12 protein-coding genes are annotated in these 13393 nt (G+C 64.1%); 2 read left to right on the top strand and 10 right to left on the bottom strand.

Annotation, left to right across the window (positions count from 1 at the left end; translation table 11 throughout):
• Positions 1–3: 3 nt before the first annotated feature.
• The 10 genes from SALB1_RS06920 to SALB1_RS06875 all read right to left on the bottom strand — a co-directional run bounded on the left by SALB1_RS06920 (position 4) and on the right by SALB1_RS06875 (position 11457).
• Positions 4–1305, bottom strand: a complete 1302-nt coding sequence (locus SALB1_RS06920) for an FAD-binding oxidoreductase (protein WP_109993201.1) — start codon at positions 1303–1305, stop codon at positions 4–6.
• Entirely contained in the window at positions 1298–2329 is a 1032-nt protein-coding gene (locus SALB1_RS06915) for a histone deacetylase family protein (protein WP_109993200.1), read from the bottom strand. The genes SALB1_RS06920 and SALB1_RS06915 overlap by 8 nt, the downstream gene beginning before the upstream one ends.
• Positions 2330–2416: 87 nt before the next feature.
• Positions 2417–3781, bottom strand: a complete 1365-nt coding sequence (locus SALB1_RS06910) for a glutamine synthetase family protein (protein WP_109993199.1) — start codon at positions 3779–3781, stop codon at positions 2417–2419.
• 55 nt (positions 3782–3836) lie between these two features.
• Positions 3837–4910, bottom strand: a complete 1074-nt coding sequence (locus tag SALB1_RS06905; RefSeq protein ID WP_109995314.1) for a PotD/PotF family extracellular solute-binding protein — start codon at positions 4908–4910, stop codon at positions 3837–3839.
• A 55-nt stretch (positions 4911–4965) separates the two neighbouring features.
• Positions 4966–6147, bottom strand: coding sequence for a PotD/PotF family extracellular solute-binding protein (locus SALB1_RS06900; protein WP_199678715.1), 1182 nt, complete (start codon positions 6145–6147; stop codon positions 4966–4968).
• A gap of 10 nt (positions 6148–6157) precedes the next feature.
• On the bottom strand, positions 6158–7240 hold the full coding sequence (locus SALB1_RS06895; RefSeq protein WP_109993197.1) for a PotD/PotF family extracellular solute-binding protein: 1083 nt from the start codon (positions 7238–7240) through the stop codon (positions 6158–6160).
• A gap of 29 nt (positions 7241–7269) precedes the next feature.
• Positions 7270–8085 carry an ABC transporter permease gene (locus SALB1_RS06890; protein WP_109993196.1) on the bottom strand — a complete coding sequence of 272 codons (816 nt, stop codon included), beginning with the start codon at positions 8083–8085 and terminating at the stop codon, positions 7270–7272.
• A complete protein-coding gene (locus tag SALB1_RS06885; RefSeq protein ID WP_199678714.1) occupies positions 8082–9035 on the bottom strand; it encodes an ABC transporter permease in 954 nt (317 codons plus the stop codon). Before SALB1_RS06885 ends, SALB1_RS06890 begins: the two co-directional genes overlap by 4 nt.
• The gene (locus SALB1_RS06880; RefSeq protein WP_109993194.1) at positions 9028–10152 is read right to left on the bottom strand and encodes an ABC transporter ATP-binding protein; all 1125 of its coding nucleotides are present in this window, start codon (positions 10150–10152) and stop codon (positions 9028–9030) included. Before SALB1_RS06880 ends, SALB1_RS06885 begins: the two co-directional genes overlap by 8 nt.
• Positions 10153–10164: 12 nt before the next feature.
• Complete coding sequence (locus SALB1_RS06875) at positions 10165–11457, bottom strand: FAD-binding oxidoreductase (RefSeq protein ID WP_109993193.1); 1293 nt, start codon at positions 11455–11457, stop codon at positions 10165–10167.
• Positions 11458–11780: 323 nt separating this feature from the next.
• Between SALB1_RS06875 and SALB1_RS06870 the strand changes: the two genes are divergently transcribed.
• Both SALB1_RS06870 and SALB1_RS06865 read left to right on the top strand, forming a co-directional pair.
• A complete protein-coding gene (locus SALB1_RS06870) occupies positions 11781–13088 on the top strand; it encodes an alpha-hydroxy-acid oxidizing protein (RefSeq protein ID WP_109993192.1) in 1308 nt (435 codons plus the stop codon).
• The gene (locus SALB1_RS06865; RefSeq protein ID WP_109993191.1) at positions 13085–13390 is read left to right on the top strand and encodes a DUF3301 domain-containing protein; all 306 of its coding nucleotides are present in this window, start codon (positions 13085–13087) and stop codon (positions 13388–13390) included. The genes SALB1_RS06870 and SALB1_RS06865 overlap by 4 nt, the downstream gene beginning before the upstream one ends.
• The last annotated feature ends 3 nt before the right edge of the window (positions 13391–13393 follow it).

The raw sequence follows: 13393 nt of genomic DNA, 5'->3' as shown, positions 1-13393 counted from the left end.
GCCTCAACGAATGGTTTCGAGCAGCCGATACCAGGTCATGCCGAGCGCCAGCAGCGTGTTGCCGAAGCGCTCGCCGAACGGCACCCGGCCGTGCGGCAGGCCGGCGAAGGCATCGAACTCGGCGGCCTGGCCGTCAATCGCCTCGGCCAGCACGCTGGCGACGATATGCGAGGTGGCCACGCCGTGGCCGGAATAGCCCTGAGCGTAATACACGTTGTCGCCCGCCCCCGTACGACCGAGCATGGGCATGCGATTGGGCACGATGCCGGCCATCCCCTGCCATTGATAATCGATGGCCACGCCTGCGAGCGCCGGGAAGGTCGCTTCCAGTCGTGGCCGCAGATAAGCGGCGACATCCTCGGACTCGCGGCCAGAGTAGTTGGCTCCGCCGCCGAACAACAGTCGCCCATCGGCGGTGAGTCGGTAGTAATCGAGCACGAAACGGGTGTCGTAGACCGCCAGATCCTCGGGATTGATCCGATGCGCGGTCTCGCCGAGCGGCGCGGTGGTGACGATGCCGAGCGCGGCCGGGAACAGCTTGCCGGCCAGATCCCGGCGCGCCAGCTTGTGATAGGCACCGCCGGCCAGCACGACGGTATCCGCCGTGATCGAACCCTGCGCGGTCACCACGCGCGCGGGCGCCCCGTGCTGGATGTCGACCACCGGCGAGCCCTCGAAGATGGCCACGCCCTGATCGGCGGCGGCCCGCGCCTCGCCGCGCACGAGGTTCAGTGGATGCAGATGCAGATTGGCATCGTTGCGCAACGCGCCGTGGTAGAGCGGCGTATCAAGCAGTTCACGTAATTCGTCTTTTTCGATCCAGCGCACCCGATCGCCCATGCCACGGGCCTGGGCGGCTTTGAGGTCGGCCTTGAGCGCCGCCACGTGCCCCTGCTTCCAGGCCGCCTGCAGATGCCCGTGCTTGAGATCACAGTCAATGCCGTAGCGTTGGACGCGCTGCTCAATGATGCGCTGGCCGCGCCAGCGCAGATCCCAGACGAAGGCCTCAACATCGCCGCCCGGCACGTCGCGCAAGTGTTTCTTAAGCCCGGCCTCGCCGGACAGGCTGCCGGTGACCTGGCCGCCGTTGCGTCCGGACGCGCCCCAACCGATCCGGTTGGCCTCGATCAGCGCCACCGAGTGGCCGCGCTCGGCCAGTTCGAGCGCCGTCGCCACGCCGGTGAAACCACCGCCAACGACGGCCACATCAACTCGAAGATCGGCGTCCAGCCCTGGGTAGTCGCCGGGCTCGGCGATGGAGGCCGCGTAATAGGAACCGGGATAAGCTGCGGCCTGGCTAGCCATGTTCAAAGCCCGTGAGCACGTTGACGACGTTGACGCCGATCTCCTCGACCGCGTAGCCGCCTTCCATGAGAAACAGCGTGGGCCGGTTCATGCCGGCCAGGCGACGACCGTAGTCCGTGAAATCGTCTGAAGCGAGCTTGAAGCGGCCGATGGGGTCGCCCGCGAAGGTATCCACGCCCAGCGACACGATGACCAGATCGGGATCGTATTCGTCGATACCGTTCATGGCGGTCTCAAGCTCGGCCCGCCAGGCCGCGTAGCCCGAGCCGGGCGGCAGCGGATGGTTGCGATTAAAGCCCTCGCCGGCCCCGGCACCGATCTCGTCGGCGCGGCCGAGATAATGCGGGAACTCCTCCAGCGGATCGCAGTGCAGCGACACGAACAGCACATCGTCGCGTTCGTAGAGAATCTGCTGGGTGCCGTTGCCGTGGTGGTAGTCGACATCCAGGATCGCCACGCGCGCCGCACCCGCCTCTCGGGCGGCCTGGGCGGCGATGGCGGCATTGTTGAAAAAACAATAGCCGCCGTACTGGTCGACCGCCGCATGGTGGCCCGGCGGCCGGCACAGGCCGAAGGCGGCCTCGCCGGAGGCCTGGACATGATCGAGCGCGGTGAGCGCGATATCCACGCTCGCCCGGGCCGCTTCCCAGGTACCGGCCTCGATCGCGGTCTCGGCCGCCAGCGCGTAGTAGCCGAGCTTGCCGTCGATATGGCGGGGCACGAAGTCGCACCGGGTGCGGCGCGTCGGCCAGACCGTAGCGATCGCCTCGCCGGTATAGCCGGCCGCCCGCCAGTCGGCCCAGGCGTTTTCGACAAAATCGATGTACGCCGGATCGTGCACCGCGGCGATCGGCTCCAGTCCGTGCATGGTCGCGCCCCGGATCTCGCCGAGTCCGACCTCGCGGATACGAGCGGCGATCATGTCGACCCGTTCGGGGCATTCCAGCGGCGCGATCAGCCGCCCGCCGGCCAGCTCAGTGGTCGAACGCCGATTCTGCGTACGGTTGTCATGAAACGTCAGCATGCCGCAGGGCTCCATTGAAATCGGCGGCCGGATGGCCGCCGCGAATTTGTAAACAGGCCCACGCCGCAGCGACGGGCTGCCGGTGCATCAGACGCGCAGCAGCAGGTACTCCCGCTCCCAGGAACTGATCACCTTGAAGTGTGCGATCTCCTCGGTGCGCTTGACCGCCAGATAGGTATCGATGAAACGCTCGCCGAGCAACGCCTTGAGCGGCATGCAGTCGGCCAGGGCTTCCAGCGCCCGGCCCATGTCGGACGGCAGGCGATGGCCCCGGGCATGGGCCGAATCGGCCACCGGCGCACGCGGCTCGAGCTTGTCGCGAATGCCGAGATAACCACAGGCCAGCGATGCGGCAATGGCGAGATACGGATTCACGTCGGCCCCAGCGATACGGTTTTCCACGCGCTTGCCGCGACGCCCCGAATGCGGCACGCGCAGACCGACGGTGCGGTTGTCGTAGCCCCACTCGGTGTTGATCGGCGCCGAACCATTGGACAGATCGGGCATCAGGCGCCGATAGCTGTTCACGTTCGGCGCCAGCAGCGCCAGAGCGGGCGGCAGATAAGTCTGCATGCCGGCAATGAACTGATAGAACAACGCGGTCGGTTCGCCCGCCTCGTCGGCGAACGCGTTGTCGCCGCTGGCCACATCGACCAGGCTCTGATGAATATGCATCGAGCTGCCCGGTTCGTCCGCCATCGGCTTGGCCATGAACGTACCGTACATACCGTGGGCGAGTGCCACCTCGCGCAGGGTGCGCTTGAACAGGAACGCCTGGTCGGCCAGATCGAGCGGGTCGCCATGCTCGAAGTTGATCTCCATCTGGCCCGATCCTTCTTCGTGGATCAGGGTGTCGATGTCGAGCGACTCAGCCTCGCAGTAGTCGTACATATCCTCGAACAGCGGATCGAACTCGTTGACCGCGTCGATGCTGTAGGCACGCCGCGAGATCTCGCGCCGGCCCGAGCGGCCGGCCGGCGGCTGCAACGGATAGTCGGCATCCGTGTTGCGCTGGACGAGATAGAACTCCATTTCCGGCGCAATCACCGGCCGCAGGCCAAGCTCGTCGTACAAAGCAAGCACCCGTCGCAGCACGTAGCGCGGGCTGACCAGCACCGGCTCACCATTGAGATAACTGCATTCGTGGATGATCTGGGCCGTCGGCTCGCGCGCCCAGGGCACCAGGCGACAGGTCGACAGATCGGCGTCCAGCTGCATGTCCAGCTCAGCCGGATCGACGATTTCCTCGTCGTCTTCCGGATAATCGCCGGTCGCGGTCTGGATGAAGATGGAATCGGGCAACCGCGGACGTTCGCCGTTGAGGTAGCGGGCTGCCGGCATGATCTTGCCCTTGGCCTCGCCGGTGATGTCCGGCACCAGGCATTCGACCTCGCTGATGCGATTGGTGTTGAACCATTCGCGGATCTGCGGATCGCTCGTATCCTCGCTCATAAATCTCCCGGGTTTGCAGAGTCCGGGCCGGCGCGACGCCGGCCCGGTACCATCGCTAGCGCGACTGCACTTCCGTCCAGAGTTGCTGGACGAACTGCAGGTTGTCGCCTTCGATCGCCGGCGTGAAATGCAGACGCTTCATCTGCGCGTCGGTCGGCATGACCGGTGGCTGGGTCAGCGACTTGTCCAGATACGGCTTGGATGCCTTGTTCGGGCTGGCATAGGCGTTCCAGTTCGACAGCTCGGCGCCGATCTTGGCCTTCAGGATGAAGTTGATGAACTCATTGGCCAGCTTCGGATGCGGCGCATGGGCCGGAATCGCCATGTTGTCCACCCAGAGCTCGGCGCCTTCCTTGGGCACGACGAACTTGATGTTCTTGAAACCGTCCGGGTTCTGGCTCTTATCGAAGGCATAGTCGCCGTTATAGGCCATGCCGGCCGCGATATTGCCGCGCGCGAGCTGTTTCAATGTCGGCGTGGCGTCCTGGAAGCCACTAAAGTTGGACCGCTTCTTGGTCTTCAGGATGAGTTTGGCCGCCTTGGTCCACTTGTCGCGCCCTTGGCAGTCGTATTTGTAGCCGAGATAGGCACAGGCTGAACCGAACATCACCTGGGCGTCGGTACCGATCTCGAACGGATATTTCGAATTGGCCTTGGGATCGAACAGGATCGACCAGCTGGCCGGCTGTTTACCCAGGGTCTTCACGTTGTAGGCAATACCCGTGTCGCCCCACTGATAGGCGGCCGTGTACTTGCCCTTGGGATCGTAGCTGGTGTCCTTGAACCGCGACATGAGGTTGTCGTAGTTGGGAATCAGCTTCTTGTTGAGCGGCTGGATCAGCCCGGTATGGATAAGCCGCGGCACGTAGTAGTTCGACGGCACGACGATGTCGTACTGCGAGTCGCCGCCGGCACGCAGCTTGGCGAACATCTCGGGCTGTGAGTTGTAATAGCTCTGTACCACCTTGACGTGATACTTCGCCTCGAACTGCTTGATGATCTTCGGGTTCATGTACTGCGACCAGTTGAAGATGTACAACGTGTCGCTGTTGGCGGCGAACGCCGGTAGCGCGAATGCTGCGACGGTCGCGGCTGCAATCAGTCGGGTCAGGGGTCGGAGTTTTCTCATCATCGGGTCCTCGTGCTGCTTGTTGGGTGGGTCTTTCGGATACGGGTGACGTGAACTAGCGCGATTGAACTTCGCTCCAGAGTTGCTGGACGAACTGTAGCGAATCGCCCTTGAGCGCCGGCGTGTAGTGCAGACGCTTCATCTGAGCGGCAGTCGGCTGGCTCGGCGGGCGCTTGAGCGCCGGCTTCAGGTAAGGCTGGGCTGCCTTGTTGGGGCTGGCGTACCAGGTGAAATTCGACAGCGTCGCACCGTTCTTGCCATCGAGTATGAAGTTGATGAACTTGTTGGCGAGTTTGGCGTGCGGCGCCTTGTCCGGGATCGCCATGGTATCGACCCAAAGCTCGGCGCCCTCCTTGGGCACGACAAACTTCAGGTGCCTGTAGGCCTGCGGATTGTTCGCCTTGTCCTGGAGGTAATCGCCGTTGAAACTCACCCCCGCGGCCACGCTGCCGCGCGCGAGCTGGCGCAATACCGGCGTGCCATCCACGAAACCGGAAAAATTCGGGCGTTTCTTGGTTTTCAGCAACAGCTTCGCGGCCTGCTTCCAATTGTCGCGGCCGCGGCAGGCGTAGCCATGGCCCTGATAGGCGCACGCCGCCCCGGTCATGACCTGGGCATCGGTACCCATCGCAAACGGATACTTCGAGTTCGCCGTCGGATCGAACAGGATCGACCAGCTCGGCGGCTGCTTGCCCAGTTTTGCGGTGTTATAGACGATGCCGGTGTCGCCCCACTGGTAAGCCGCCGTATAGCGGCCCGTCGGATCGTAGGCCGGCTTTTGGAAGCGCGGCATCAAATTGTCGAAATTCGGGATCTCGGCCTTGTCGAGCGGCTGGATCAGGCCGCTCGCGATCAACCGCGGAATATAGTAATTCGAAGCCACGATCACGTCGTACTGGGCGTCGCCGCCGGCGCGCAGCTTGGCGAACATTTCCGGATTGGATTCGTAGAAATTCTGCACCACCTTGACGTGGTACTTGGCCTCGAACGCCTGGATCAGCTTGGGGCTGATGTAGTCGGACCAATTGAACAACACCAGCTTGTCGCCGTAAGGCGCAGCCTGGGCGCTAGCCAGACCGGCCAGGGCCAGCAATAGCGCCGGGACCAGTCGTTTGAGACCGCGCCAGCCGAGGCGGGCGGCCAGCGCAGACACGCGCCGGGTCTTGGATTCATTCATGTCGGCTACCGCTCCGGCGGCTGTGTGGTTCGGATACGGCCGGGTGCTTGTATATGGCATGGCATCGCCCCTAGCGCGACCGGATCTCGGTCCATAGCTGTTGGACGAATTGCAGATCATGGCCACGGATCGACGGCGTGAACTTGAGCACCTTCATCTCGGCCGGCGTGGGCATGATCGGCGGCTTGGACAATGCGGCATCCAGATACGGCTTGGAGGCCTGGTTGGGGCTGGCGTAGTAATTGAAATTCGACAGCTCGGCGCCGCGTTTGGCATCCAGCACGAAATTGATGAACTCGTTGGCGAGCTTCGGATGCGGTGCATGCGCCGGAACCGCCATATTGTCCACCCACAGCTCGGCGCCTTCGGCGGGCACCACGAACGTGGTGTTTTTCAGCCCCTGCGGATTATCGTGTTTCTCCGAGACATAATCGCCGTTATAGGTGAGCGCGGCGTCCACCGTGCCCCGGGCGAGCTGCTTGAGCACGGGCACGCCGTCACGAAAACCGTTGAAGTTGGATCGTTGCTTGGTCTTGAGCACCAGTTGCGCCGCCTGCTTCCAGTTGTCGTCGCCGTGGCAGGCATAGCCGTGGCCCTGGTAGGCGCAGGCCGCACCGAGCATCACCTGGGCATCGGTCATCATCGCGAAGGGATACTGCGGATTGTTCTTGGCATCGAACAGGATCGACCAGCTGGCGGGCTGCTGGCCCAGCTTCTTGGTGTTGTAGACGATGCCGGTATCGCCCCACTGATAGGCCGCGACGTACTTACCCTCGGGATCGTACGGGGGCTTTCTGAACCGCGGCATCAGGTTGTCGTAGTTCGGGATCAGCGTCTTGTCGAGCGGCTGGATCAGCCCGGTCGCGATCAGCCGCGGCACGTAGTAGTTCGACGGGAAGATCACGTCATACTGGGAATCACCGCCGGCCCGCAGCTTGGCGAACAACTCCGGATTGGAGTGATAGAAGTTGCGCACGATCTTGACGTGATACTGCTGCTCGAAGGCCGTGAGGATCTTCGGGCTCATGTATTGCGACCAGTTGTACAGATACAACTTCTTCGCCGGTTCGGCGCTCGCTGCGGTCGCGACCGTCAGCCCCAGCACCAGCACCAGCACTGCGGTCAGTACGATTCTATTGCAACGTCGTTTCATGACATGCCCCCGATCCCCTGGTTGAGAAACTAATCACTGGCCTGCGAGCGTGCGAGTCGCACGTACTGGAAAGCGAGCGCGATCGCGGCCGCCCCGAATACCGCCCCGATCATCAGCGTGGCAATCGCGTTGACCTCCGGCGTCACGCCCTTCTTGATCGCGCTCCAGATGAAGATCGGCAGCGTCGTACTTTCCGGGCCGGAGGTGAAGAAACTGATCACGAAATCGTCGATCGACAGCGTGAAGGCCAGGAAGAAGGCCGACACGATCGCCGGACGCAGCGTCGGCAGAATAAAGTACCAGGCCCGCTGCCAGCCGTTGGCATACAGATCGTGGCAGGCCTCGAACAGCATCGAGTCGAGCCCAACCAGCCGGGAGTAGATCAGCAGCGCCACGAACGGCACCTGGAAGCTGACGTGGGCAATCACCATCGTGCCCAGCCCCAGGTTGAACAGGCCGGTGGCGTTGCTGATCGAGGTGAAGAAGCTCATCTGCGAAATGCCGTAGACGATGTCGGGCATCACGATCGGCAGATAGACCAGCCAGACCAGCCAGCCCAGCCGACGGTGGCGATAGGTGTACATGCCGTAGCCCAACAGCGTGCCGATTACCGTGGCGATGATCGACGAGGTGATGGCCAGTGTCAGGCTGTTGTAGAAGGCATGGAGAATCGTTTCATTGGAGAACAGCGCGGCGTACCAGCGCAGCGATACGCCCGCGAAAACCGCTGACGAGTTGATGCTGTTGAACGAATACAGAGCGACCACGGCCAGCGGTGCGTAAAGAAAGAACAGCATCACGTACCAAAAGGCCTGGAGCCCCCGATTGAACCCACTCCCACTCATAGCACCACCTGCGAGTCACCGCCGAGTTTCTTGCCCAGGCGACGCAGCACCAGCAGGCCGAGCAACGTCGCGATGATCATGATCAAGGCACCCGCCGCACCCAGCGGCCAGTTCGAAGCCGCCGCGAACTGGCGGGCCACCAGATTGCCGAGCATCATCGACTTGCCGCCACCGAGCAACTCGGGAATGACGTACATGCCGAAAGCGGGAATCGAGACCAGCACGGTGCCGGCCAGCAGCCCGGGCAGGGTCTGCGGCAGCACGGCGTGGATGAAAGTCCGGATCGGCCCCGCGCGCAGATCGCGCGCCGCATCGATCTGGGCATAGTCGAGTTTCTCGAACACCGCGTACAGCGGCAGCACCATGAACGGCAGGAAGTTGTAGACCAGACCGACCACCACCGCGAACTTGGACGGGAACAACCCCATCTGCGGCGAGATCAGCCCCATGGAAGCCGCAAAATTGCTCACCGGCGAACCCGGCGACAGGATATTCATCCAACCGATCGCGCGGATGACCTGATTGGTCCATGACGGCACCACCACCGTCAGCAGCATGAGCGGGCGCATGCGGGCCGGCGCGCGGGTGATGTAATAGGCCACCGGATAGGCCATGGCGATCACCAGTCCGGTCGACAGCACGGTCTGCCAGATCGAACGGATCAGGGTATAGAGATTGCCCGGCGACCAGCCCAGGAAACCGAAGCCTGCCAACTCCTTGAAGGCTTCCAGTGTCAGCGGCATTCGCGGCAGGCCATAGGTGCCATTGGTCATGAACGCGATCGTCATCAGATAGGCGCTGGGCAGCACCAGAAAAACGACGATCCAGATCACGCCGGGCGAGATGACCGCGATCAGGTGGCCGGTATGGCTGGGCTCGCGGCGTTTGGGCGATTCGCTGCCGCGGGTCGCGAAGGCCCCCATGGTCCGTGTTTGTTTTGTGCTAGGCATGGAAGGTGACCGCTCCCGAGGTCTGTACGACGACCGCCACGCGCGTGCCGACATCGAACATCGGCTCGCCCACGTTGTTGCAGGTGGCCACGATCTCGGTGTCGCGGCCGAGATCGAGCGTGTACTCGGCGACGTGGCCGCGATAAACCCGTTCCTTGACGGTGGCGGGGAACACATTCGGACCGGGCTCGGCCTCCGCCTCGCGCAAGACGGTCATGGTCTCCGGCCGGATCAGGACATGACTGCCGCGCTCGAAATCGCCGGCCAGCCGGCCGCAGCAGATATCCAGCCCGGACGCGTCCTGGGCACGCACCTCGAACAGGTTCTGGTGGCCCATGAAACGGGCCACGAACAGGTTCTCGGGATGCTCGTAGAGCGCCTGCGGCGGGCCGACCTGCTGGATGCGGCCGTCATTGAGCACCGCCACCCGATCGCTCATGACCATCGCTTCCTGCTGGTCGTGGGTCACGAAGATGAAGGTCATGCCCAGCCGGCGCTGAATGCGCGACAGTTCGAGCTGTAGCTCACTGCGGAGTCCGGCGTCGAGCGCGGACAACGGCTCGTCGAGCAGCAGCACGTCGGGCTCATTGACCAGCGCCCGCGCGAGTGCGACGCGCTGACGCTGGCCGCCCGACAGCTGATCGACCCGCCGCCCGAGAAGCTCGCCGATCTTGATGAACTCGGCGGTCTCGGCCACGCGCCTTTTGATCTCGTCCTTGCTAACCCCGCGCATCTTCAACCCGAAGCCGATGTTCTCGCGCACGTCGAGGTGATTGAACAGCGCGTAGGACTGAAACACCGTATTCACGTTGCGCTTGTGCGCCGGTACATGGGTGACCGAGGCGCCGCCGATCTCGACCTCGCCATCGGTGGCGTTCTCCAGCCCCGCGATGATGCGAAGCAAGGTCGTCTTGCCACAGCCGGATGGTCCGAGCAGCGTGAAGAATTCACCGCCGCTGATCTTGAGATTGATCCCGCGCAGCGCGATCGAATCCGAGGCGAACTGCTTGCTCAGACCGTGCAACTCGATCGATGAGCCACTGCGGCCGGTGGCCTGGTTCTGCTGGGTCGTCGGCTCGGAGATTGCCGGTGCCGCTGCTGTCGACTGCCCTGTCATATCCGCCCTCATTTAGAGTAGATCCCGCATACGGTAGAAATTGGTCGCCAGTACCAGCAGCGGCGTACGCAGACGTTCGCCCCCCGGAAACCGGCGATGCGTGAGTCGGGTATAGAGATCGAAACGCTCGGACTGCCCGGCCACGGCCTCGCCGATCAGCTGCCCGGCCAATCCCGCAAGCGCCATGCCATGGCCGGAATAGCCTTGCGCATAGAACACGTTGTCGCCGATGCGCCCGAAATGCGGGGCGCGATTGCGGGTGACCCCGACCAATCCGCCCCAGCTGTAGTCGATGCCAATATTCTGCAGCGCCGGAAACAGCCGGCCGAGCTTGGCCTGCATGCGCTCATTGAGCCGCTTGGGCGGCTTTTTGCCGTAGCTGACCTGACCGCCATAGAGCATGCGCGGGCCATCCGCGGGCGCCGCGGATAATTGGTAGTAATCGAGTACGAAATTGGCATCCGAAACCGCGTCGTCGCCCGGCAGCGTCTCGGCTACCTGGGCCGGCGACAACGGCTCGGTCGCGATGATGTAGTTGCCCACCGGCATCAGATGGCCCGCCAGCTCGGGCGCAACATCGGCCGCCAGATAGGCATTGCCGCCCAGCACGACATGGTCGGCGGTCAGCGCGCCCTCGGGTGTATGCACGGTCGGCGTCCTGCCATGCACGATGCGCTCGACCGGCGATTGCTCATGCAGCGTCACACCGGCCTGCTGGGCCGCACGCGCCAGACCCAGCACATAATTCAACGGATGCAGGTGCCAGGATTCGGCATCGTACAACCCGCCGATATAGGACGGGCAACGCACGCGCGCGTTGAGCGCGTCACGATCGAGCAGGGTCAGGCCGTCATAGCCATAGACCTGCTGCATGTGCTTCTGTTCGGCCGCGAAGCCCTTCATGTGACGCGGCTTGAGCGCGGCATAGACCGCGCCATCGCGCAGATCGCAGTCGATGTCGTGACGCCGGATACGATCGACCGTCAGCCTGACCGCCTCGCGCGACATCTCGAACACCCGGCGGGCATCGTCGGTACCCAGCGCATCGACGAATGTCGCCATGGCGGTGCCGAACCCCGTCAGAATCTGGCCACCGGAGCGGCCCGACGCCCCCCAGCCGATGCGATTGGCCTCGACCAGCGCGACCGAATAGCCCCGCTCAGCCAGATGGAGCGCCGCCGAACAGCCGGTCACGCCCCCGCCCACGACGGCGACGTCGACGCGGCGTGAACCGGTCAGCGGCGGCGTGGACGCCAGCGTGATGCGCCGGCTGTCGCGGTAGTAGCTATCAACGTAGTCGCTCATAGAGATCTTTATTTGTGATCACAATCCAAACATGCCGCAATGTATGGCCGTCTGTCGAATCGCGGGCTCACGGTGCAAACATCGCTGCAATCGACACAAGACGGCCCGCCCGGGATGCACTAGCAAGCCCTGGACCAAGTCTCACAAGACCTCGCGCCGGCCGATTCGGCGCCAAAAGAGCGCTCGCCGGGCAGGATTTGCACTGTTATAGCGCATTTAGCGTCTTTTTGTGATCACAAAAAGGTCATAGGCCGCGCCCAATTGCCGTTGGCGCCCGCGGCGGCTCACTCTATGCTGAAGCAGGAAACGACACGAGTGGACGCATGGCCGGCTACGACCAATTGACACCTGCCACCGGCACGAATAATCGCCAACAAGCGATTTATTCCGCAGGACTGGCCGGGCGCCGGCCGGCGATTCCGGTCGAGCCGGGCGCGCTCGCCGCCGCGGCCGGGCGGCGCATGGCGCGGGTCGCGTACGCTTATATCGCTGGCGGCGCTTCAGCAGAAACCACCGTGGCGGCGAACCGGGCCGCGTTCGACGCGTGGCGGATCGTGCCGCGCATGCTCACCGACATCTCCTGCCGCGACACCGGGGTTTCATTATTCGGCCGCCGTTACCCGCATCCTTTCATGCTGGCACCGATCGGCGCGCTGGAACTGGCGCACCGCGACGCCGATGTGGGCGCGGCGCGCGCGGCCGCCGCCGCCGGTATCCCGGCGATTCTGTCGAGTCAGGCCAGCCGGCCGATGGAAGCCTGTGCCGCAGCCATGGACGCGCTTGCCCCCGGCGCGCCGCGCTGGTTCCAGCTGTACTGGCCGAAATCCGATGCATTGGCCGAATCGCTGATCGGCCGCGCCGAGGCCTGTGGCTGCGAAGCCCTCGTGGTGACGCTGGACACCCCGCTGCTGGGCTGGCGCCCGCGCGATCTCGATCTCGGGCATCTGCCTTTCCTGCGCGGACAGGGCCTCGCCCAGTACACCCACGACCCGGTATTCCAGGCCATGCTGACTGAATCATCCGCCGAGACCGATCGTCCGCCGATCACGCCGAAGCTGCTGGCCAATGTCCTGGCCAGCGCACGGCATTATCCGGGCTCGGCCTGGCGCGCGTTGCGCAGCGGCCGCGGCCTGGCCGCGGTACGCCAGTTCGTGGCCACCTACTCACGCCCGGACCTGCGCTGGTCCGACCTGGCATGGCTGCGCGAACACACCCGCTTGCCGATTCTGCTCAAGGGCGTCCTCTCGGCCGACGACGCACGACTCGCCGCCCAAGCCGGCATGGATGGCTTGATCGTATCCAATCACGGCGGCCGCCAGGTCGACGGGGCGATCGCCAGCCTGGACGCGCTGATCGCCATCCGCGGCGCCGCCCCCGATCTGACGCTGGTGCTGGATTCGGGCGTGCGCACCGGCGCCGACATCGTCAAGGCCTTGGCGCTGGGCGCGGACGCGGTCGCTATCGGCCGCCCCTATGCCTATGCGCTGGCACTGGCGGGCACGGGCGGAGTCGCCGAGTGGATCGCCAACACCGCGGCCGATTTCGAGCTCACCATGGCCCTGTCCGGCGCGCGCTCGGTGGACGACATCCGCTCAGGCACGGTCAGGCTGCAGACGCCGGGGCACGCATGATCGATCTGGCGCCGTGGCTGATCGGTCTGGCGATCGTCGCGCTGGTGTGGTGGCGCCAGATGGGCGCGCGCGCAACAGCCCGGCGCGCGGCCCAGAACGCCTGCGCCGAAGCCGAAGTGACCTTCATTGACGAACTGGCTTTCAAGCGTATTGGTCTGACCCGCGACAGCCACGGCAACTGGCGTCTGACCCGCCGCTACGGCTTCGAGTTCTATCGCCGCGGCGACCGGCGTTATGCGGGCACGGTCGAGATGTACGGCCAGCAGGTCCGACATGTCTACATGGGCCCGCGCCCATTATGAATA

Origin of the sequence: Salinisphaera sp. LB1 (genome assembly GCF_003177035.1) — a bacterium.
Lineage (GTDB): Bacteria > Pseudomonadota > Gammaproteobacteria > Nevskiales > Salinisphaeraceae > Salinisphaera.
Note: the sequence above shows the minus strand (reverse complement) of the source record. Positions and strands in the feature narration are given on the sequence as shown.